The 20,896-nt window shown below is 44.2% G+C and carries 18 protein-coding genes and 1 tRNA gene; 3 read left to right on the plus strand and 16 right to left on the minus strand.

Translation table 11 applies throughout. The features are described from left to right. Nucleotides 1-185: 185 nt before the first annotated feature. From D2910_RS04650 to D2910_RS04670, 5 genes are all read right to left on the minus strand, one after another. On the minus strand, nt 186-1,271 hold the full coding sequence (locus D2910_RS04650; RefSeq protein WP_117312525.1) for an SDR family oxidoreductase: 1,086 nt from the start codon (nt 1,269-1,271) through the stop codon (nt 186-188). A 137-nt stretch (nt 1,272-1,408) separates the two neighbouring features. Further along, complete coding sequence (locus tag D2910_RS04655; RefSeq protein WP_117312526.1) at nt 1,409-4,468, minus strand: efflux RND transporter permease subunit; 3,060 nt, start codon at nt 4,466-4,468, stop codon at nt 1,409-1,411. A gap of 207 nt (nt 4,469-4,675) precedes the next feature. Continuing rightward, nucleotides 4,676-6,244, minus strand: coding sequence for a peptide chain release factor 3 (locus tag D2910_RS04660; RefSeq protein ID WP_084244798.1), 1,569 nt, complete (start codon nt 6,242-6,244; stop codon nt 4,676-4,678). 106 nt (nt 6,245-6,350) lie between these two features. Continuing rightward, on the minus strand, nt 6,351-7,811 hold the full coding sequence (locus D2910_RS04665) for a UDP-N-acetylmuramoyl-L-alanyl-D-glutamate--2,6-diaminopimelate ligase (RefSeq protein ID WP_117312527.1): 1,461 nt from the start codon (nt 7,809-7,811) through the stop codon (nt 6,351-6,353). A gap of 14 nt (nt 7,812-7,825) precedes the next feature. Beyond that, entirely contained in the window at nt 7,826-8,878 is a 1,053-nt protein-coding gene (locus tag D2910_RS04670; protein ID WP_117312528.1) for a M42 family metallopeptidase, read from the minus strand. Between the two features lie 103 nt (nt 8,879-8,981). Here D2910_RS04670 and D2910_RS04675 point away from each other — a divergent pair, with 103 nt between their 5' ends. Continuing rightward, nucleotides 8,982-10,550 (plus strand): ATP-binding protein, encoded by a 1,569-nt coding sequence (locus D2910_RS04675; protein WP_117312529.1) that lies wholly within the window; start codon nt 8,982-8,984, stop codon nt 10,548-10,550. A gap of 39 nt (nt 10,551-10,589) precedes the next feature. Here the strand turns inward: D2910_RS04675 and D2910_RS04680 are convergent, their stop codons facing one another. The 6 genes from D2910_RS04680 to D2910_RS04705 all read right to left on the minus strand — a co-directional run bounded on the left by D2910_RS04680 (nt 10,590) and on the right by D2910_RS04705 (nt 16,604). Further along, on the minus strand, nt 10,590-11,234 hold the full coding sequence (locus D2910_RS04680; RefSeq protein WP_117312530.1) for a PepSY domain-containing protein: 645 nt from the start codon (nt 11,232-11,234) through the stop codon (nt 10,590-10,592). Between the two features lie 207 nt (nt 11,235-11,441). Beyond that, nucleotides 11,442-12,155: a PepSY domain-containing protein gene (locus D2910_RS04685; protein ID WP_117312531.1), complete on the minus strand. Its 714-nt coding sequence runs from the start codon at nt 12,153-12,155 to the stop codon at nt 11,442-11,444. Next, nucleotides 12,152-13,525, minus strand: a complete 1,374-nt coding sequence (locus D2910_RS04690) for a sensor histidine kinase (protein WP_117312532.1) — start codon at nt 13,523-13,525, stop codon at nt 12,152-12,154. The genes D2910_RS04685 and D2910_RS04690 overlap by 4 nt, the downstream gene beginning before the upstream one ends. After that, the gene (locus D2910_RS04695) at nt 13,509-14,204 is read right to left on the minus strand and encodes a response regulator transcription factor (RefSeq protein ID WP_117312533.1); all 696 of its coding nucleotides are present in this window, start codon (nt 14,202-14,204) and stop codon (nt 13,509-13,511) included. The genes D2910_RS04690 and D2910_RS04695 overlap by 17 nt, the downstream gene beginning before the upstream one ends. Nucleotides 14,205-14,266: 62 nt before the next feature. Further along, a complete protein-coding gene (locus tag D2910_RS04700; RefSeq protein WP_117312534.1) occupies nt 14,267-15,655 on the minus strand; it encodes an aldehyde dehydrogenase in 1,389 nt (462 codons plus the stop codon). A gap of 25 nt (nt 15,656-15,680) precedes the next feature. Next, nucleotides 15,681-16,604, minus strand: a complete 924-nt coding sequence (locus D2910_RS04705) for a Gfo/Idh/MocA family protein (protein WP_117312535.1) — start codon at nt 16,602-16,604, stop codon at nt 15,681-15,683. A 122-nt stretch (nt 16,605-16,726) separates the two neighbouring features. Between D2910_RS04705 and D2910_RS16815 the strand changes: the two genes are divergently transcribed. Together D2910_RS16815 and D2910_RS04710 are read left to right on the plus strand one after the other, a co-directional pair. Next, nucleotides 16,727-16,870, plus strand: a complete 144-nt coding sequence (locus D2910_RS16815) for a hypothetical protein (protein WP_165850129.1) — start codon at nt 16,727-16,729, stop codon at nt 16,868-16,870. A 196-nt stretch (nt 16,871-17,066) separates the two neighbouring features. Then, nucleotides 17,067-17,783 carry a thermonuclease family protein gene (locus D2910_RS04710; RefSeq protein WP_117312536.1) on the plus strand — a complete coding sequence of 239 codons (717 nt, stop codon included), beginning with the start codon at nt 17,067-17,069 and terminating at the stop codon, nt 17,781-17,783. Between the two features lie 127 nt (nt 17,784-17,910). On the opposite strand, the gene D2910_RS04715 is transcribed toward D2910_RS04710, so the two are convergent. From D2910_RS04715 to D2910_RS04735, 5 genes are all read right to left on the minus strand, one after another. Further along, nucleotides 17,911-17,972 (minus strand) — tRNA-Val (locus D2910_RS04715). 182 nt (nt 17,973-18,154) lie between these two features. Next, nucleotides 18,155-18,880 carry a peptidoglycan recognition protein family protein gene (locus tag D2910_RS04720; protein WP_117312537.1) on the minus strand — a complete coding sequence of 242 codons (726 nt, stop codon included), beginning with the start codon at nt 18,878-18,880 and terminating at the stop codon, nt 18,155-18,157. A 1-nt stretch (nt 18,881) separates the two neighbouring features. Beyond that, nucleotides 18,882-19,133: a phage holin gene (locus tag D2910_RS04725; RefSeq protein WP_117312538.1), complete on the minus strand. Its 252-nt coding sequence runs from the start codon at nt 19,131-19,133 to the stop codon at nt 18,882-18,884. Nucleotides 19,134-19,148: 15 nt separating this feature from the next. Then, the gene (locus D2910_RS04730) at nt 19,149-19,553 is read right to left on the minus strand and encodes a hypothetical protein (RefSeq protein WP_117312539.1); all 405 of its coding nucleotides are present in this window, start codon (nt 19,551-19,553) and stop codon (nt 19,149-19,151) included. An 86-nt stretch (nt 19,554-19,639) separates the two neighbouring features. Then, nucleotides 19,640-20,881 (minus strand): O-antigen ligase family protein, encoded by a 1,242-nt coding sequence (locus D2910_RS04735; protein ID WP_117312540.1) that lies wholly within the window; start codon nt 20,879-20,881, stop codon nt 19,640-19,642. Nucleotides 20,882-20,896 lie beyond the last annotated feature (15 nt).

Consider the following 20,896-nt stretch of genomic DNA (forward strand, 5'->3'; position numbering starts at 1 on the left):
AAGACCCTCGCCTAATAAAAGGCAAAGGTCTCGCTAAGCAATTAAAATCGCTATCACAACCGATGGCTGTTAACCATGTACTGACGACTGTGAAATAGGTTTCCCTACAGCTACTCCCCTTTGACATCTGTCAAAGTAAATTTAGTTGTACTATGAGTATATCATCTTTTTATATAATGTAAATATTATTGGATTGGAATTTGAAAGCTTTTGTCATTTTTATGCAATTCATAAAAAGCGACCATTTCCGGCATGGTTTCCAGAAAATCGGCACATTGAATGCCGCTGCCTTTCAGCAATCGCTCTGCTCCTGACGTATCAAAAGAAGCTGGCCAATCCATATAATCCAGAGTCTCCATTTCGACTCCAAGCAATTTTCTGACCCCTTTATTCTTAAGCCCTGCTGCAGCCATTTTTTTTGGCAGGCGCCCTTTCGGTGTTTTTCCGGTCAGGTGGACTACCATGGAACGATAAACTTCTTCGACAGGATGCGGATCGGGATCCGTCAAATGGACCGTTTCACCTTCGGCAGCTGACAATCTGCTCAAATATACAGAAGCTTCAAGTATGTAATCCACCGGAACGACATTTATATAAGAAGAAGATTTTCCAACGTAAGGGATGATCGGCATTTTACGGATCCGATCGATCATATTCAAGAAAAAGTAAGGGCCGTCGAATTTGATGGTTTCACCTGTTTTTGAATGGCCGCGCACAATACCGGGACGAATAATCGTGACTGGATAATTTTCTTTCATGTCCTCGACAAGCACTTCCGCTTCAAATTTAGTTTCCTCATAAAAATTCTTGAATTTTTCCGGCCGCACCAATTCATCTTCCATCAGCACGCCTTCACGATTTCCTGCCACATAAGCCGTACTGAAATACATATACCGTTCAAGACCTGAAAGTCCGGACACAAATTCATTTACATTTTTTGTTCCATCGACATTCACTTTCCATGCCAAATCCCTTTGCACAGCTAAATCGTAGATTGCAGCCAGATGCCAAAAAATGATTTTTTTCTGTTCCAGGAAGGACCGATCTTCCGGTTTGAGTCCGAGCCCTTCTTTAGTGATGTCCCCATCTATGATGCGGATTGGTCTGCAGCCGGTCTCTTCTTCAATACGCTTCGCTTCTTTTTCGGCTTTTTCTCTTTCAGACGCCAATATAATAGCTGTAACCCCCAAATCCGAATCCTGATTGATGGATGTGCGGATGAGTTGGCTTGCTATAAAACCTGGAAATCCTGTAAAAACTGCTTCTGTCATGTCAATTCCCCCTTTTCTAATTCTCTTTTATTTCATTAAGCCTCTTTTCCATCCAATGAAAGCCGTTTGCATCATCATTTCCAATTATACTAAATATTCCAATAAAAAATACAAAAATAAAAAGCAAGCCCATTGGCTCACTTTTTATTCATCGATCTTGTTTCTTTATCGAAAAGACTGTAGACAATCGGCACCACATACAAAGTAAGGAAAGTCGAACTGATCAAACCGCCGATTACTGCGATTCCCATCGGCTGGTTGATTTCTGTTCCTTCCCCTATGCCTACGGCAAGAGGGGCAAGCCCTAATATTGTCGTCAATGCCGTCATGAGAATCGGCCGCATCCGGTCACGCACGGATGTGATGATGGCATCATAGGATTCCAATCCGCTTTCTTTGCGTTTATTGATGTAATCGACTAACACAATCCCGTTATTGACGACAATCCCTACCAGAACCAGTATACCGATGACTGCGGTTATACTGATAGGTGTCTGCGTCACAAACAAGGCGATTGCCACACCAATAACCATGAGCGGTACAGTGAACATGATAACAAAAGGATATTTGAACGATTCAAATTGCGCCGCCATTACCATATAAACAAGTACAACTGCCAACAGGACAGCCATTATCATATCATTGATGGCGTTATCGAACAGTTCACGGTCTCCGCCAAACGTTATCATGGTTCCATCGTCCAGATTCAGATCTTCAAGCGCCGCGTCCACTTCATCCGACATATCACCCATTGTGACATCAGATTGATGCTGCAAAGTGAAAGATACGCTTCCTGCCTGGTCAACGCGCTGAATGCTGACCGGTCCCTGGGCAATTTCTATTTCAGCAAGTTCCTGCAATTCAACAAATGTTCCGGAAGGCGTCCGGAGACTCAACTCCTGCAGTTTTTGGTAACTGTCCCGGTCTTCTTCCTCGATTTCAACAAATACGGCGAGAACTTCTTCCTGCTCATTAATCACTTGGGTAGCCTGCACACCACGGGTGATATTATTCACAGCCTGAGCGATCTGGGCAGGTGCCATGCCATATTCAGTTGCAGTTTCACGGTCTATTGTAATCTGAATTTCATCGATTGTTTCATCGCGGTCATTCGTCAATTCAGTAACCGTCGACAAACTGCTCAATGATTCACTGATCCTTTCAACAGCTTCATCAAGTCTGACAGGATCTGTATCCGTTACAGTAAAGGATAATGTGTTGGGGGTGGATCCGGCTGCAGTCTGCAGATTGAATCCGACTTCAGCCCGTTCTCCCACTTTATCCAGAATTTGAGGCTGGACATCATCCACAAATTCGAATACAGACCGCTCACGTTCATCCAGCGGAACCAGCTTGATATAGATTTCAGCTTCATTGGATTCTGATGAACCTTGAGCCTGACCTTGCTGGGTGGTTCCTACGAGACTGACGTAAACATCCACATCTTCTTCCGCTTCAAGTTCTTCTTCGATCATCGTCACCACTTCATCAGTCGCTGATCGGGAAGAGCCGTTTTCAAGCTCGACTGAGACGCTGACAAAACCTTCATCAGTAGCCGGCAAGAATTCGGTACCTACCTGCGAAACGCCGAATGCCCCGATTATAAGAAATACTAAAGTAATCAACAGGACAAGTATGCGGTGGCGCAATGCCCAGCGGATTGAGCGTTCAAAGTTCTTAAGCCCTTTTGATCTTCTTTTCCTGGCTTCGACATTGCCTTTCGGCTTCGTAAGCATTCTTGAAGCAAGCATTGGAACAACCGTCAGTGCGACTGCTAATGAAGCAAATAAACTGAAGGAAATCGTCAGCGCAAATTCGAAGAATATTTCACCGATCAGCCCTGAAATGAAAATTACAGGAACAAAAACTGCAACCGTAGTTAATGTGGAGGCGGTAATGGCACCAGAAACTTCCTTCGCCCCATCTGAAGCCGCCTTCTTCGAGGGTTTGCCCATCGCCAGATGCCGCTCGATATTTTCAATGACGACAATCGCATTATCGACCAGCATCCCTATTCCCAGGGCCAATGCCCCGAGTGTCATGATATTCAAGGCAAAATCTGCGAAATACATCAACACAAAAGTAACGATGACAGAATATGGAATTGCAATACCGATAATGACCGGACTTTTCACTCCACGCAGGAAGAAAAACAGGACCAGCATTGCAAAAATGCCTCCGAAGATTAAGGTCTGTCCGATATTTCCGACGGCCAGTTTAACATAATCTCCTTGGTCAAAAAGAATATCCGCTTCAACAGCACTGAATCGCTCCTCTTCCAGGAGTTCATCCAGACGTTCTTGAAAAGCGGTTGATACATCCGCAGTGTTTGCGCCGGATTCCTGCAATGCCGCAAGTAAAACAGCCGGCTCCTGGTTCGCGCGCGTTTCACTGTTGCGGTCGCGTTCGGCCAGTGAAACATCAGCCACATCGCCGATTGTGAGGTTCTCACCATCAAGCGGATCCACCGTTACAACCAGGTCTGCTATTTCTTCTGCACTTGTCAGGGTGCTGATCACCCGGGTAGTTAGATTCCGCCCATCTTCACTCTCGATCGGTTCTCCCGGCATGGAAACGTTGCTTCCCTGAATGACTTGCACAATATCGGATTGCTGCAAGCCGTTTTCTTCCAATAATTCCTGATCGAGCGAAATAAGGATATCTTCTATAAGAGTCCCTGAAATATTGACGTTTGCTACGCCTTCAGTCTGCAGCAATTCCGTTTCCAGTTCCTCTGCTAGAACTCTTATATCTACATCCGATTCGGTTGCGCGCAAAGAGAGCTGCAAAATCGGAAACTGTGAGGGGTCGAATTTCAGGAATTGAGGCGTTCCAGCGTCATCCGGCAGGAATGTTTGGTCGATGCGCTGAAGGATATCGCTTTGTACGTCATCAATTTCAGTGGACCAGTCAAACTCGAGAAGGATGAAATTCGATCCTTCCTGTGAAGTCGACTGGATCGATTCGATACCCGGCAAAGTTGAAAGGTTCGCCTCGAGAGGCTTTGTCACTTTTTCATTGACTTCTGTCGGACTGGCACCATTATAAGTAGTCACCACTACACCTATAGGTGGATTCAATTCTGGTATTAAAGTCACCGGGATACGTAAAAAGGACACTGCCCCCAAAATAATGACCAAAAGCATGGTGACAGTGGTCAAAACCGGTCTCCGTATCGAAAAATCACTTAGTTTCATTGTGTCAAACCCTCTCTGTTACTTCGTTCTTTTATCATAAGAAAAACTGCCGGCCACCGCAAACTTAAACCTTTGGAATGAATTTGGATATATCAAAATTGTGAACAGAACATACTTATTTGGAATCATAAAAGAACCTGCCTTCCGGCAGGTTCTGGTGCTTCATAGGAAGCAGATTGGCAGCTCCCTGTGATGAAAATATATTTTTTATAACAAGCTGTAAAGCCTGATTCCCGGATTTTTGTCCTGGAACCAGCGTGTCGCAAATTCGTTTTCAAACAGGAAAACAAAATTATCAAACCGATCCTTCACCAACATCGACCGGCTGCTGGACATCGATTCTTTCACATCTTCTTCGTTTTCGATCCAGCGGGCGATCTTGGAACCGATCGGCTCCATCCGAACTTCCACATTGTATTCATTTTTCATCCGGTGTTCAAAAACTTCAAATTGCAATTGGCCCACTGCCCCAAGAATCACTTCTTCCATGTGCAGCGTTTTGTAGTATTGGATGGCACCTTCTTGAACCAGCTGAAGAATCCCTTTATGGAAATGCTTTTGTTTCATTACGTTTTTCGCAGTTACTTTAACGAATAATTCCGGTGTGAATTGTGGAAGGTTTTCAAATTGAAATTTCTTGCCGCTGGTGATGGTATCACCGATCTGATAATTTCCGACATCATGCAAACCGATAATATCTCCCGCAACTGCTTCTGCCACCATTTCACGGTCATCCGCCAAAAACTGGGTTGTCTGGGACAAGCGGAATGATTTTCCTGTACGAGCCAGTGTAACATTCATCCCTTTTTCGAACTTTCCGGAAACAATACGGACAAATGCAATACGGTCCCGGTGAGCCGGATTCATGTTTGCCTGGATTTTGAAGACAAAACCGGAAAACGGTGTGTCTACAGGATCTACAATGTCTTCTTCCTGCGTCATTCTTGGCTGCGGTGACGGTGCAAATTGAAGATAAGTCTCCAAAAATGTCTGAACACCGAAATTTGCTAAAGCACTTCCGAAGAAGACAGGAGTCAATTCACCTTTTTTAACCCGGTCGAATGAAAATTCATTTCCTGCTTCATCAAGCAGTTGAATATCTTCCATTGCCTGGGTGTAGTAAGAAGAATTTTTCATATCGTGATCGACAGCCAACTCGCCGTCTTCATCGATTGGCAGGAATCTGTCGCCTTCCGAACGGAAAGGCTCGACACGCTTGTTGAACCGGTCGTAAATTCCGAGAAATTCTTTCCCCATGCCGATCGGCCAGTTCATCGCATATGACTGGATTCCCAATACTTCTTCAAGCTCTTCCATCAGTTCCAGCGGTTCTTTCCCCTGGCGATCCATTTTGTTGATGAATGTAAAAATCGGTATTCCGCGCATTTTACAAACTTTGAACAACTTGACTGTCTGTGCTTCGATCCCTTTTGCTACATCAATGATCATAACGGCGCTGTCCACCGCCATTAAAGTACGGTAGGTATCTTCACTGAAATCCTGGTGTCCAGGTGTATCAAGAATGTTGACTCGGTTGCCGTCATAATCAAATTGCATAACAGATGATGTAACGGAAATCCCCCGCTGTTTCTCGATTTCCATCCAGTCGGATGTGGCAAACTTACCGCTTTTCTTCCCTTTGACTGTACCCGCGTCGCGGATGGCACCGCCGAACAGCAAAAGTTTTTCGGTTAAAGTGGTTTTCCCGGCATCCGGGTGGGAAATGATGGCGAATGTTCTTCTATTTTCAATTTCATTTTTAATTTGGGCTGACATGTTTTACGCTCCTTTAATCTACTCTCTTCATATTAGAGAAGGAAATGTGAAAAAACAAGAATTAATAATTCGTACCATAAAAAAAGAAGCCGTTGAGGGCCTCTTTTCAGCTATATTTGATCAACGCTTCCTGTTTCGCAATTTCTTTGTCGCTATGCGGAAATTTCGTGGTCCCGATAATTTGATAATCTTCATGGCCTTTTCCGGCAAGGATTATGATATCTCCGGGTTCCGATTGCTGAATCGCATGTTTTACCGCTTCTTCACGGTCGCCTATGCAGGCATAATTCGAATGTGCCATTCCAGTTTCCAAATCTTTCAGGATACTGTCATATGCTTCATCTCTCGGGTCATCTGTTGTCAAAACGACGTAATCCGCAACAGACGCTTTTTTGGCCATATCCGGCCTTTTCGTTTTATCCCGGTTGCCGCCAGTCCCTACAAGGAAAATGATTTTATTCTTTTTGAAGCCTGACACAGCCGCCAGTGCTTTTTCAATCGCATCAGGTGTATGTGCATAATCCACATAGACTGTTACTGGAGCATCAATCGACACTTTCTGCATCCGGCCTTCGACTGGATCGATTGCAGCCAGTGCTTCCAATATATTATCCAGCCTGAAACCTTCGGCATATAATGCGGTTATGGCTGCCAACGCATTCGACACATTAAAATGGCCGAGCAATTTCATGGAAACCTGAAATTCTCCTTCAGGGCACGTCAGACGGAAAGATGTGCCGGATTGGTCCATTGAGATTTCATCAGCCCGGAATTGTGCCTGTTTTTCCACTCCGTAAGTGAAAATCGGATGGGAAGTCATCTTTTTGAATTGTTCAGACCAAGGATCATCCGCATTCAATACTGCCCGTTTTCTTTCACTCAGATCCTGTCCCAGTTGAGCGAACAGCAGTCCTTTGGCATGTCCATATTCTTCCATTGTTCCATGGAAATCAAGGTGGTCATGCGTGAGATTGGTGAAAATGGCAGTGTTAAATTCGACGCCTGCGAGCCTGCCAAGCACCAATCCGTGTGAGGAGACTTCCATTGTCATATGTGAACAGCCAGCCTCTTTTGCTTTCGCGATCATTTTTTGTGTCGTTAAGGCATCACTGGTCGTATTGGCGGAAGGATGCATCTCACCATTAAGATTAAAGCCGATTGTTCCGGTCAAGGCCGATTTTTCACCTAACTTCATCAGCATCGAATGAAGCATGCCGGCAACGCTCGTTTTCCCGTTCGTTCCCGTGACTCCGATCATCTGGATGTCTTTGGAAGGATACTTATAAAACTTTGAAGCCAGTTGGCCCAGCGCGCGGACTGTGTCTTCCACTATCAGCACCGCAGAACCTTCAACTTCAACCGGTTTTTCGGAAAGAATGAGTGTAGCTCCGCATTTAGTCGCTTGTTCGGCAAAATCGTGGCCGTCGACAGTATAACCTTCAATACATACGAATAGAGATCCAGGCACAGCGTCCCTAGAATCCATCGTAATGTGTTCAATTTTTTCAGGCAGTTCGCCTGAAAGCAGTTTATAAGGAATATTTTCGAGTAACTCCCTGCTATTCATGAAAATCCTCCTAATCAGGAAACCAACGGTGACATTACATAAGCATAAAGCAATGCAGCCGAGGCTTTCAGTGAATCTGTATGTGTCCGTTCATAGGAATGTGATGCTTCTATTCCCGGACCGAATAATGCGTGTTTTACATCATAACCCGCACTGATCGCCGCTGATGCGTCTGATCCATAGTATGGATAAATATCCACTTTATAATCGATATTATTCTCTTTGGCTAAGGAAACCAGATGGCGTGTCAACCCGTAATGATATGGCCCGCTGGAATCCTTAGCACAAATTGAAACGGTGTATTCATCAGAAGATTGACCATCTCCGATCGCTCCCATATCCACCGCAATATATTCTTCTGTCCGATCAGGAATATTTGAATTTCCGCCATAACCGATTTCTTCATTATTGGAAATATAGAAATGTGTTGTATAAGGCAGTTTTTCAGAAGCTTGACTCAGATGCTTCACCAATTCGAGCAATAAAGCTGTGCTGGCCTTATCATCCAAATGGCGGGATTTTATAAATCCGGAATCTGTGGCGGCAAACCTGGGGTCGAACGACACAAAATCGCCCACCTCAATACCAAGTTCCCTAACCGCGTCTTCTGAAAACACTTTTTCATCAATTCGTACTTCCATATTATCTGCATTGCGCTCAGCAGACCCGGCGTCTTTATAAACATGGACTGTCGTCTGATGAAGCAGGATGGTACCTGAAACAGTTTTCCCAGAAGCTGTATGTATCAGACAATTCTCGCCTTCAACCGCATTGAATTTAAAGCCGCCGACCAGTGAAAGCTTCAAACGTCCGGATGGTTTAATTTCCTTCACCATGGCGCCAAGCGTATCCACATGTGCTGTCAGTAATCTGTGGCGTTCATCATTGTCACCTTTGACAGTGGCTATGACTCCGCCTTTATTGGTTGTAGTATACTGGACATTCCAGCTGTCCATCATTTTTTTAATCTTATCCATTATTTCCATTGTATAGCCGGAAGGACTCGGAATCGATGTCAATTCACCCAAAAGTCCAATCGTTTCTTTCGAATTCCATTGATGTGTCATGCGTGACGCCCCCTTAATAGCTTAATCATATCAAAATCAGCCGTTTTCGCACAGTCCTGACTGTAGTATTATTAATGAATCGACGTGAATCCTGAGGTGAAAGATGAAACTAACCAATTCAACCAGCCAGAAAAACTTATTATTCCTTCATATTTTCGGCTTTGCCAGTATTTTGCATATAATACTTAATATCATTTTCAGTTTCAATGCAGCCGTTTTTGCACCGATTAGCGGTCTGGTCATCTATATTACTCTGTTATTTTTAAAGGCACGGCTGTCGGAGCATTTGCTCCGCTCACTGTTATTGTACGCAATGAATATATATTTATTCATTTTGAATATCGAATCTTTATCAGCTGTAACACTTGTCTATTTTGCTGTACCACTCCTGGTGGCCGCTTTATCGGACGAGCTTAGAGCCATTTCTGTTCTGAGCGCCGCCACTGTATTGGAAGTGATCGTGCTGATCTTTTTTTTCGGGCAATTGGAGAGAACGCCCAGTTTTCAATATAACCACCTTTCAATTCTCACTTTTCTGCTCATCATAATGCTGCTCACATTTTTCCATACTTTTTACTTCAGCCGCTTATGGCAGCAAATGCAGGAACGAAATAAGTCGATGGAAGAAGCGCTTATTTCCCGCGAAGGCTATCTTCAATTATTTTTCGAAACCGCCAAGGATGCAATGGCCGTTTTTGATACTGACAACCGCGTCATTGCTATTAATCCTGCATTTGAAAAATTATATGGCTGGTCAGCGGAAGAATCCTATGGAAAAAAAATCAAGCCCTATCCGCAAGAAAAAGAAGAGCTTGCAGATCTGCAGGCTCTGGAATTATTAAAAGGCAAAAGTTTCAATTTGCTCGACACGGTGGATATGAAAAAAGACGGTACCAAATTCCATACTCAAATTACTTTATCGCCTATTTTTGACAAAAAAGGAAACGTAATTGCCACATCGGTGATTTCCCGTGACATCACGTACCAGAAAGAATCCGAACAGTTAATCCTGCAAAGCGAAAAATTGAAGCTTGCAGGCGAAATTGCAGCAGGCGTTGCCCATGAAATCAGGAATCCGATGACTGTCATTTCGGGATTCGTTCAATTGATGCAGCAGGATCACAACCATCCATACAAGCAATATACCGAGCTCATCCATTCAGAACTGGAACGGATCGATTTGATCATCAGCGAATTTCTGGTCCTTGCAAAACCACAGGCCCCATCAATCAAACAATTCAGTTTGCGGAAGCTGATAGATAATATCACTTTATTGTTCAGTTCTGAATTCAATTTGAAGGGAATTGTCTATACGGAAGTTTGGAGTGATGAGCCGGATTATATCCTAAACGGTGAACAGCATTCATTGAAACAGGTTTTTATCAATCTGTTCAAAAACGCTGTAGAATCTATCGATAGGACTGGAAAAGTCCATTTAACCGTCTCCCTCACAGATGAGAAGGTATCCATCCGAATCACGGATAACGGAAGCGGCATGCCTCCAGAAAATCTTAAGAGAATTTATGAACCTTTCTATACAACTAAGGAGAATGGCACGGGACTCGGTCTTCTCATTTCACAAAAAATCATACAGGACCACGGCGGCGCTCTGAACATCACCAGTGAATCAGATAAAGGCACTTCCGCCGAAGTGGTATTGCCGAAAAAATAAAAGGAGCCGATTGGCTCCTTTTATTTTTGGATGAAATGATTAATCGTCATCCCTTTCATCGTTATCGTCGTCATCATCGCTGTCATCTTCATCGTCCCGGTCATCCCGCTCGAATTTAAGGACTTTTCCATCGGCCGCTTTGATTTCAAGTTCGAACTCTTCATTGCCAGCCACGATTTCAATGTCGTAATGGGAGACGCCATCATCGCTGTCCAGATCCAGTTCCACAACTTGTCCCGCTCCGGCTTCCTTCAACGCAATTTCCTGAGCTTGATCAGCAGAAATCATGTTTTCTGCAGCGGCTTGTGTGCCGTTGCTGTTTACAAGGTTCACTTCACGGTCATCAACGTCATCGAGACGATCGCGATCCTGCTCCAGCACTTCGCCAGTCAATGCATCGATTTCATAATCGTATTCATATTCTGTGTCTTGGATTTCCACTTCATATTGCTGTCTTCCGTCGTCTTCATCCAACTCAGCGCGGATCACTTTCCCATCTGAAAGCTCCAGTGCAATCGATGAGGCTTCGTCAAAACCGATCAGTTTCTCTGAAACAGAGTTTTGAGTTTTCGCTGGGCTGTTGTTTTCTTCTACTGATACATTTGTTGAATCTGTGTTAGCCAGAACGATTCCTCCAAACGCCAATACACCTGCAGCTGCTGGGAATAAAATAAATTTCTTCATAATTTCTTTCTCCTCCTCAATTTGTTATACCTTTATCATATCCGCTGCTTCTGAGCGTATCCTTAAGGCAAGATGAGAATTTGATGAGAAGTCCATGAAGATTTTCTAATTGTCGGAGGCCCGCACGATGCGGGTCAGCTAACCGTTGCGACAGGCTGTCGCGTTCTTAGGTCAGCAACTGCAATTGGCCGTTTCCGCTTTTCTTTATCAATCATCCCATTCCACAGACAGGATCTCTCCCCGGATGGCATGGATCTGGATGGTGGCTTCCTGTTCCGTTTCCTCGTTTTCAATTTCTACCATGTAATAACCGCCGTCCTGTGTTTGGGTAAATTCCACTTCCTGCACTTCGCCTTCCAATGTTTCCTTGGCAATTGCTTCCGCCTCGGCACTGGTGATGATACGTTCAGGTTCCGGTGGAATTTCAGCTTCCGGCTGTTCCGAGTCCGACTGAGGAATTTCCTCTTTAGCAATTTTACGGATTTCGCCGGTTTCCGCTGACAAGGAAATAATGGAAACTTCCTTTTCGCCCATGATTGTTACTGCATACTCATTTTGTCCTTTTGAATAATTGATTTCTTCAATTTCACCCTGCACTTCCCCAAGCGCTATTTCTTCCGCCTGTTCTACAGTCAATGCTTTTGATGGGCCTGTCTTTTCAATCAGCTCAACTGCAGTCACCCTGCCGGATTCACGGTCAACTTGCGCGCTGTATAATCCTTCATCTGTCTGAAACTCGACCGAAAAGTCATTTCCGTTAAGTTCAGCCGCATTTACTGATCCCCCATACAATTGGGTGACTTTTGCCGCGGCTTCAGTTTCATTCAGCATTTTAACATCATCCGCAGAATTGAGCAGGAAGAAAACAATGGCGCTCCCTAAAATGATACACGCTGCTAAGATTGGAATCCATTTTTTCATGATGATCCCTCCTCCTTCAATTGTACTTCGGCAACATTAAAATTTGATGAGAATATGACAGAAACTGTGGTTCCCAAGTCTTCAATGCTTTCGATTTCCAATCGAAGATCCAGCAATTCGGCCAAATGTGCAGCCAGCGACAACCCTAGGCCCACCCCTCCTGTCTCTCTTGTCCGGGCTTTGTCGACCCGGTAGAAACGGTCAAATACATACGGCAAAGAATCTTTCGGTATGCCATATCCATAATCTTTGATTTGAATTATAGTGGTCCCTTCCGCTTTCGCAATCACTTCAATGCGGTCCGAACTGTATTTGCGGGCATTATCCAGAAGAATATAGAGCAATTGTTTGAGCTTTACCGCATCAGTCCGTACGATCAACGGTTCCTTCTCGACTTCCAGCAGGAAATCCCGTTCATATGATTGGTTAAAAGCCGAAATCGTCTCATTCAAAAACGAGCCCAGCTCCACTTTTTTGATTTCAGGCGCAGTCTCATTTCTGCGGGCAATCAGCAACAGCTGTTCAATCATCTCTTTCATTCTGTCAGTCTCTGCGCGGATGGCCGCAATACTTTCTTTTGCTACGGCTTCGTCATCCAATCCCTGCCGTTCCAATAGCCTCGCATAGCTGCCGATAATGGTCAGTGGCGTCTTTAATTCGTGGGAAGCGTTGGATACGAACTCTTCCTGTTTCGAGTAATTCTCTTCCAATAAAGCCATCATGTCATTGAAGGTGAGTCCCATCTGTTTCAATTCATCATTGGATTGTTCAGCGACCGGCAGCTTCTGAAAATTACCGCTTCGCTGAATGCTTCTCATTGTATTGGTCAACGCGGCAATCGGCTTGGTAACAATGCCGGCGAGCACCGCTCCTGAAATAATCACCGGAATCATCGCAAGCAGCACAGCTGCAGCCAATACTAAACGTAAAGTCTCCAGATTACCTGAAACTTCGCTCAGCGATTTTGCTATCAAAAGATCTGCTATTGTGCCGTCAGACCAGATAACCGGAGCTGTCGTGAAGGCAAAACGTTCCCCTTCAACCACCATCGTGCCGGACTCTTCTTCAATTTCACCAGGAAATTGAGTCGTTACGTTCGGGGACTGCACCGATTTTAAGGTCCGGCCATCCTGATCAGTGACTTTGATCAATCCTGATACTGGCAGATATGCGCGTAAAATTTCATCAGGATCGACGGTTGCATTAGCGTTGAAAGTGCTCAGCAGCGCTTCGCTCACAGAATCAAGTTCATCGACTTCTGTCGAATAAGCGAGCGAACTGAATGCGTAGTAAATAACTGCGGTGAGTATGGTTAAAATCACCAGCATCAGCAATGTCGAATAAAGATGGATTCTATTTCGCAGTTTCATTTGGCTGCTCCTTTAGCACATAACCGACTCCCCGCACAGTCTGGATGTAGGTCGAGTTCTCTCCGGCATCCACTTTTTTCCGCAAATAGCGGATATAGACGTCGATTACATTGGTATCACCGTAATAATCATATCCCCATACGGCATTCAGCACCTGTTCGCGGGTCAGCACCTGTTTCGGATGTTTCATCAGAAACAACAATAAATCGAACTCCCGTGGAGTCAATTCAATTTCACGGCCATTCCTGTTGACTGCCCGGGAAACTTCATCCAGCTCAAGCTCATTGAATCGATGGATTTCCGTATTTCCATTGCCGTTAGTCCGGAGATTGGCTCGGATCCTTGCAAGCAGTTCTTCAATTTCAAACGGTTTTGTGACGTAATCGTTTGCACCCAGATCAAGTCCAGCGACTTTATCTTTCACTTCATTTTTTGCAGTCAACAGGATCACCGGCAAGTTTTCATCCGAAGACCGTATTCTTTTCAATACATCGAGTCCATGGATTTCAGGCAGCATCAAATCCAGCAGCACCAAATTCCAGTCCTGCTCCCTGAACTTGATCAGCCCCTCCGAACCCGAATGCGCCACACCGGTTTCATAGCCTTCGAATTTCAATTCCAGCTCCAATACCCTGGCGATGTTCTTTTCATCTTCTATTATTAAAATGCGGTCGGCCATTCGAATCACCTCTTGAACTTATATTATCAGTTCCCAAAAGAAAAAAGCGACCCGCAGGCCGCTTATTTCAGTACTCCTCTGATATACTTCGCTTTATTTTTATAGGGTGGGAACAAGACATTGGTCGAAATTTTCGTCGATTTTTTCAATATCGATTTCGCGTGGGTAAAATTCTCGAAACTTGTTTTGCCGTGGTAGGAATTCATGCCTGATGGCCCGACGCCGCCAAACGGCAAGTATGCACTCCCTACGTGAGAAACGGTATCGTTGATACAACCGCCTCCGAAAGGCAATTCTTCCAGGAAGAAATTGATGGCGCGCTCATTTTCCGAGAACATATAAGCTGACAGCGGCTTCGGCAGCTGGCGGATTTGTCTCAATAGCAGCGGCAGGTCCTGGTAAGTGATGATCGGCAAAATCGGCCCAAAGATTTCATCCTCCATGGCTGGGCTGTTCCAACTGATATTATCCAAAATGGTCGGTTCGATATAACGGTTGGCCCGATCTGTTTTACCACCATAAATAATATTGCCGGATTCCGCTTCGATCAATTCAGCAAGTCTGTCAAAATGTGATGTGGAAACGATTCGTCCGTAATCCGGACTCGCTTGAGCATTTTTGCCATAAAAACCGCTGATGGCTTTCGTCAATTTCTTGATGAACTCATCTTTCACAGATTCATGGACACAGACATAGTCAGGCGCCACACAGGTTTGACCCGTATTCATCAATTTACCCCAACCAATCCGTTTGGCGGCCAAATCGATGTCCGCAGTCTGGTCGACGATTGCCGGACTTTTGCCGCCAAGTTCCAGTGTAATCGGCGTCAGCCTCTCTGAAGCTGCTTTCATGACGACTTTTCCGACTTTGACACTTCCCGTGAAGAAAATATAATCAAATGAAGCATGGATTAAATTAGTGACTTCTTCACGTTCCCCTTCCACAACCCGTACATAATAAGTCGGGAATGCTTCTTCGAGAACGATCCGGATCGCGCGCGCCACATGCGGCGTTGTTTCCGACGGTTTAACGATTGAACAGTTACCGCCGATAATCGAACCGATCAAGGGCTCCATCACCAATTGGAAGGGATAATTGAAAGGTCCGATAATCAGAACAGAACCGTATGGCTCACGGATCACAAAACTTTTTGAAGGCTGAAGGTGAAGTGGTGTCTTCACTTTTTCAGGTTCCATCCATTCATCGAGATTTTTCTGCATATAGCCGATACTGTCGAGCACGAAGCCGATTTCTGTCGCATAAGCTTCGAATTCGCCTTTTCCTAAATCATGCTCCAATGCTTGTGTAATAATTTCTTCATTAGCCAGAATGGCCTGTTTCAAATTTTCCAATTGAGCTTTCCGGAAATCCGCTGAGCGGGTTGCGCCTGTATAAAAGAAATTGCGTTGCTCCCCAATCATGCGTTCCACGTCATTAGCCGTAAAATTCATGTAAATTCCTCCTCTTAAAGTTTTACTATTCAGCTGTGAGCTGATCAATATAACGCTGTATAACCAAGCCTTCTTCGAAAGGAACAAGTGCAGTAGACATCGCTTTCATTTCTTCAAATAAACCGTTCACTTTTTCGAACTCGGTTAATTGTACACGTTCCCTCCCTTTTTCAGCTAAATAAAGCTGAGACCAATTTTCCAGGGTCAGAACGCCTTTGGTGCCATAGATTTTAAATTGAAGAAGTTCTTCTTGGCCAACACCGCTCATACCTGTTAACAACAATGGTGTGCTTCCGTTCACCAGTCCATATGCAATCAACCCTGTTTCGCAAAGATCAGGCTGATCAGGGTAATTGACATGGTGTTCCGCAAAGGCAAAGTCGCCAAAAATACGATGGATCAACTGCAGGTAATGAGGGAATACTTCCCTGATAAAACCGCCTTCAAGCCTGGAGGCGATCCATGGAGTCTGCTGCCATGCCCTCGGCCACTCAGGAAAGAAAGTCTGAAGTTCGATTCTGATGATTTCACCGATACTGCCATTTTTCGAGCGTTTGGCCATCTCGTGCACCGCGGGACTGTACATCAACGGGAAATGCATCGCAGAACGGACACGATTTTCTGTTATTGCCGCCACCATCTGTTCTCCGGCTTCCGCATTATGCGCAAGCGGTTTTTCACTGAGAACATTCAATCCCGCATCGGCTGCCTGTTTAGCGATTGCTGCATGCGAAGCCGGCGGGGTTCCAATATAAACCCAATCCGCTTTCGAGTAAAGAATTTCGTCAAGGCTGGCAGTCAAAGGCACATCATACATTTGTTTCAAAGTTTGAAGACGTTCGGAATTTTCATCGAACACGCCTATGATTTCAACTCCGTTTTCCAGCTGGATTTGCTTAATGATCCTCTCGCCAACTATACCGGCGCCGATAATTCCAATCGAAATCATGAAATCCCTCTCTCTAAGGCCAAAAGGCTTATTTTCGTTTCCTCTGTTTATTAGTGTAACCTTTAAGGGTATGGAATAGTCAAACAATTAAACCAGTAATCTTCTAAAGGAGGAAGTCAACGATGAATGAAAACACAAATTGGTGGGAACCTGTATTCAGCGGTGAATTGGAAATCGGCTTAAATAAGGAAAAACTTGAAAATGTCGATGAGGAAGCTTTTCTTTATTATGGACAGCATAACCAAGAAATGGAGTCGCAAATATAATTGTCAGTGTCTAACGCATCCCGTCACAAGCCTACATAAAAACGCCTTTTTCAATATTCAATTGAGAAAGGCGTTTTGCTTTGGCCAATGTATGATGCTTCCTCCCTATAATGATTACATAAAGGAAAGATGTTCTTTTGATTGAAAGCCTTGCCTGTTCAAAATATAATGAGTTAACGAAAGAGGCGATGCCAATATGAAAAAACTGATTGTTTTGCTGTCCATTCTGGTAATGGCCGGCTGCGGGCTGACCGATTCCATCGATACTGGTGGAAGCAGCAGCCGGATGCCTGTTGAAGTCGTTTCGGTTATTGACGGTGACACTATCCGGATAATGTATGAAGGAAAAGAAACCACGGTGCGTTATTTACTTATCGATACACCTGAAACAAATCACCCCCGGTTAGGTGAACAGCCTCTTGGCACAGAAGCGACTCAAGAAAACCGCCGGCTGATCGATTCAGGAGACGTCAGCATTGAATTCGATGTGGGTGACCGCCTGGATGATTATGGCCGTCTGCTCGCTTATTTGTATGTCGACGGCGAAAGTGTCCAGCAACAGCTTCTCGAAACTGGCCATGCCCGTGTAGCTTATGTATTCCCGCCGAATACACGTTATCTTGAAGAATTTGAAGAAGCTGAACAAAGGGCTAAAGAACAGGAAATTGGCATCTGGGAATATGAAAATTATGCAACGGATCGCGGCTTTGACAGCGATGCAGTTTTCGAAAACGAGAAAACGGATACTGGACAGGATGAAGGGGAGTGTGAAATAAAAGGGAATATTAATAGTAAAGGCGCTAAAATCTATCATATGCCTGGCAGTTCCTCTTATGAACAGACAAATCCTGAAGAATGGTTCTGTTCAGAACAGGAAGCCATCGACAACGGATTCCGCGGCAGTGGACAATAAATGCATGAAGTTTCAATACAGCAAAAACTATTTTTAGATAATAAAATAAAAAGCCGCCACCCGAAGGTGACGGCTTTTTCAAGCAGATTCTGTTCCTAAAACCTGCTGCGGGTTTGGCACCCAATGATTCCTACTGGGCTCGAACCAGCGACCTCTACCCTGTCAAGGTAGCGCTCTCCCAGCTGAGCTTGGTTCTAATGCCTTTGGTGTAGGCATCATGTGGAGGAAAATGGCGATTTGTGGTGGGAGTGGAACGGGAATTGCAGAAAAGTGTCGCTAGAATGTCGCTAGGAATTTTATAGGTAAATAAAAAAGCGCCCACAACCGGTTAAAGTTGAAGGCGCTTTTTTGAGTTTCTACTATATAACACTTCATTTAATTCTCGGCGCTAATCCTGCAGCACGCATCGCAAGCACGATCGCTTCTTCGCGTGTCACCGGTTCTTGTAAGCGTGAGCCATCGGAAATACCTAACTTCACCGCTGCTTCAACGTCACGTTTCGCCCAGCTAGATGGCGCGTTTTTTGGTTCTGACACTGGCGTTACCTCCTTTTCAGGTGTCGCCGGTTTGACGACTACTGGTGGTTTCTCTGTGGAAGGCTTCTTCAATTCTGCCAACCGATCCGCAATCCGCTTCTTCACTTCATCAGCGCGACCTTCTGCAAATATGCGATGCGGGCAATTTTTCCCCGACCAGTTGCGATGCCACATCACACGCTCAATCCCCCAATTGTATTGATGGAGAACGTGTGCGATATACTCGATGGCGTTTGCTTCTGCTTTTTTATACTTCTCGCCACCGGATTTCGAGTAGCATATCTCAATGCCTATCGATTTACGGTTTCCTTGCCCGCTAGCGCCGTCTCCTGCGTGCCAGGCGTTACGACTGAACGGAATCGCTTGGACGGCGTGTATGTCATCCACAGCAACGTGATAGGAAGTTGCGGCAGGGTTGCGGTGCATATATGCTATTTCGTTTATGGCTGTCGCATCATTGGCAGTATTGTGGATGGTGATATATTGCGCATCCATCGCATACGGCGCTTTTAGCGCATAGAGAGAGGTGGGAATGAATTTGTTTACGATTGTATATGCCATCCTACTTCAACCCTTTCCGTTTCAACTCTGCTTCCGCTTCCTTCGCTTTCTTCGTCACTAGATATTGATTTTTGTAGATACCGTATGCAACCAGAATCAGCGGTACAAGCGCCGTAAGGAACGCCACAAACGCTTCAATCGACACCTGATTAAACTGTTCCAACTTCACATCCACCGTCTCCAAAAATAAATAAAGAGCGCTGAGAGCGCCCCCGAAAAATGCGATATATTGCTTCAATTTGTCTGCTGTCATAATAAATTCCTCCTTTTATTTCCCGAATACCAATTCCAACACAACGATAAAAATACCGCCGCCCACAGTTACTTTCCCAAGCCACTCCCAAAACAGTTCCGTTTTCGTTTTCGTGATTTCATGCTTGCGTTCGCGTTCCTTCTCCTTGCCGTTGTTCAGCGCTTCAATCAACTTCCACTGCTGCGCGTTTTGTGCGCTGAAATGGTCTTGTGTGGACTGCGCTGTTTTCCATATCGTGTTTTCTAAGTTGGTGAAATCGGTTTTTATACTGGTGAACTGCAACTCCAACAGTTTAATTGTTTCTGATTTTTCAACGTCCGCTTTTTCAAGCGCCGTGATCCGGTTTCCATGTTCGTCCAATGTGATATCAATAACTTCAATCTTCTTGTACATGGAGCCATCCCCTTTTCCATCTGGCATCCTGACCCCCCTCTACTTTTTTTCTGTTTGCGTAAATAAAAAGAGCGCCCCGAAGGACACTCGATTGGTGTTTTATTTAATTTTTGTTAATCAACAGTTTCGTCCAACTCCGTACCTTTTATTTCGGAGTTTCTTCCAAGATAGGGAAGTATAATCATTATAGCTATCAAAGCATAAAATACTTTATCGCCATTCAGACTACTTGATCCTAATGAATTAAATAACCAAAAAACGAACATGGCATAAATTGAAGTGCTCATCACACTTAAGTCATATAAGCGATAGTAATTCAATCCGTTAACGATAGCCATCAAAATAAGCGATATAAACAACAGGAGAGGTACAATCCCCAACTCAGAAAGTATCTCTAAATAAATTGTGTGTGGATAGTCTTCGGCATCTAAACCGCTATGGTAGATCGGAAAACTACCAATCCCCTTGCCTACAAAATAACTATCAACACTCATATCCCACGCAGTGTCGAATCTTTCCGTTCTTCCATAGAAAGAAGCGCCCCCGCCATCCTGTTCGAACAGTATTTCCATCCTGTTAATTAATGTGTCAGCATACCCTTTGCTTGCATAGAAGAATGATACTCCCAAAAGTATGAAGAAGATAAGCATCAATGGAATTAGTTTTTTGCTTATCAAAACATCCTCTTTCTTAATACGAATCATGCTCAGCGGTATTGATAGTAAAACAGCTGCAAGTATTAATATTGGGAACCTAGCGCCCGATTGCACCAAAGGAATAAAGAGTATTAAAGCTCCAATCATTGCAATCGACTTATTAGTTCGGCTGGCTTTGGAAAACAAAAAGTACATCATTAAAATTAATGAACCCATTGCAGCTATTCTTGCCAAAGTAACATAGCTAGACGCAAATGAGCTTTCAAAGTTTAATTCCTGCGAAGCGCTATTGAATAATAGATTCACACCCATTAGAACAGCTACGGTAACAAACCCTAGTAAAAACCTAATTACTGACTTTTCATCCTTAAATAAGAAGAATACACCGTAGAAACACCAAGCTGATATAATGCCAAAGCGTACCATTTTATCACTAGCGTAAACAACACTTGGCGTATAAATCAATGACAGTAAAGCCATCAAAACAATTACTGCGAACAACACTGTAGGAAATATGAATTTCTTCGGTATAGACATATTATTTTTCGCAAGTAATATCACAGCCGCGGTTACTGTAACAACAAGTAATAACGCTGTTTCATCAATAAACGGTATATTTATAGCACCTTTGAAACTTCCTACAAGAAGAAACAAAGAGAATAAAAATTCTCTAGATAATACTAATTTAAACAATTTCAAGAATCTAACCTCCTA

Source organism: Planomicrobium okeanokoites (genome assembly GCF_003428875.1).
Taxonomy (GTDB): domain Bacteria; phylum Bacillota; class Bacilli; order Bacillales_A; family Planococcaceae; genus Planococcus; species Planococcus okeanokoites.

What these genes read in the sequence shown, in the direction of transcription:
- D2910_RS04650 (WP_117312525.1), bottom strand. Translation starts at nt 1,271, where the DNA reads ATGACAGAAGCAGTTTTTACAGGATTTCCAGGTTTTATAGCAAGCCAA.
- D2910_RS04655 (WP_117312526.1), bottom strand. Translation starts at nt 4,468, where the DNA reads ATGAAACTAAGTGATTTTTCGATACGGAGACCGGTTTTGACCACTGTC.
- D2910_RS04660 (WP_084244798.1), bottom strand. Translation starts at nt 6,244, where the DNA reads ATGTCAGCCCAAATTAAAAATGAAATTGAAAATAGAAGAACATTCGCC.
- D2910_RS04665 (WP_117312527.1), bottom strand. Translation starts at nt 7,811, where the DNA reads ATGAATAGCAGGGAGTTACTCGAAAATATTCCTTATAAACTGCTTTCA.
- D2910_RS04670 (WP_117312528.1), bottom strand. Translation starts at nt 8,878, where the DNA reads ATGACACATCAATGGAATTCGAAAGAAACGATTGGACTTTTGGGTGAA.
- D2910_RS04675 (WP_117312529.1), top strand. Translation starts at nt 8,982, where the DNA reads ATGAAACTAACCAATTCAACCAGCCAGAAAAACTTATTATTCCTTCAT.
- D2910_RS04680 (WP_117312530.1), bottom strand. Translation starts at nt 11,234, where the DNA reads ATGAAGAAATTTATTTTATTCCCAGCAGCTGCAGGTGTATTGGCGTTT.
- D2910_RS04685 (WP_117312531.1), bottom strand. Translation starts at nt 12,155, where the DNA reads ATGAAAAAATGGATTCCAATCTTAGCAGCGTGTATCATTTTAGGGAGC.
- D2910_RS04690 (WP_117312532.1), bottom strand. Translation starts at nt 13,525, where the DNA reads ATGAAACTGCGAAATAGAATCCATCTTTATTCGACATTGCTGATGCTG.
- D2910_RS04695 (WP_117312533.1), bottom strand. Translation starts at nt 14,204, where the DNA reads ATGGCCGACCGCATTTTAATAATAGAAGATGAAAAGAACATCGCCAGG.
- D2910_RS04700 (WP_117312534.1), bottom strand. Translation starts at nt 15,655, where the DNA reads ATGAATTTTACGGCTAATGACGTGGAACGCATGATTGGGGAGCAACGC.
- D2910_RS04705 (WP_117312535.1), bottom strand. Translation starts at nt 16,604, where the DNA reads ATGATTTCGATTGGAATTATCGGCGCCGGTATAGTTGGCGAGAGGATC.
- D2910_RS16815 (WP_165850129.1), top strand. Translation starts at nt 16,727, where the DNA reads ATGAATGAAAACACAAATTGGTGGGAACCTGTATTCAGCGGTGAATTG.
- D2910_RS04710 (WP_117312536.1), top strand. Translation starts at nt 17,067, where the DNA reads ATGAAAAAACTGATTGTTTTGCTGTCCATTCTGGTAATGGCCGGCTGC.
- D2910_RS04720 (WP_117312537.1), bottom strand. Translation starts at nt 18,880, where the DNA reads ATGGCATATACAATCGTAAACAAATTCATTCCCACCTCTCTCTATGCG.
- D2910_RS04725 (WP_117312538.1), bottom strand. Translation starts at nt 19,133, where the DNA reads ATGACAGCAGACAAATTGAAGCAATATATCGCATTTTTCGGGGGCGCT.
- D2910_RS04730 (WP_117312539.1), bottom strand. Translation starts at nt 19,553, where the DNA reads ATGCCAGATGGAAAAGGGGATGGCTCCATGTACAAGAAGATTGAAGTT.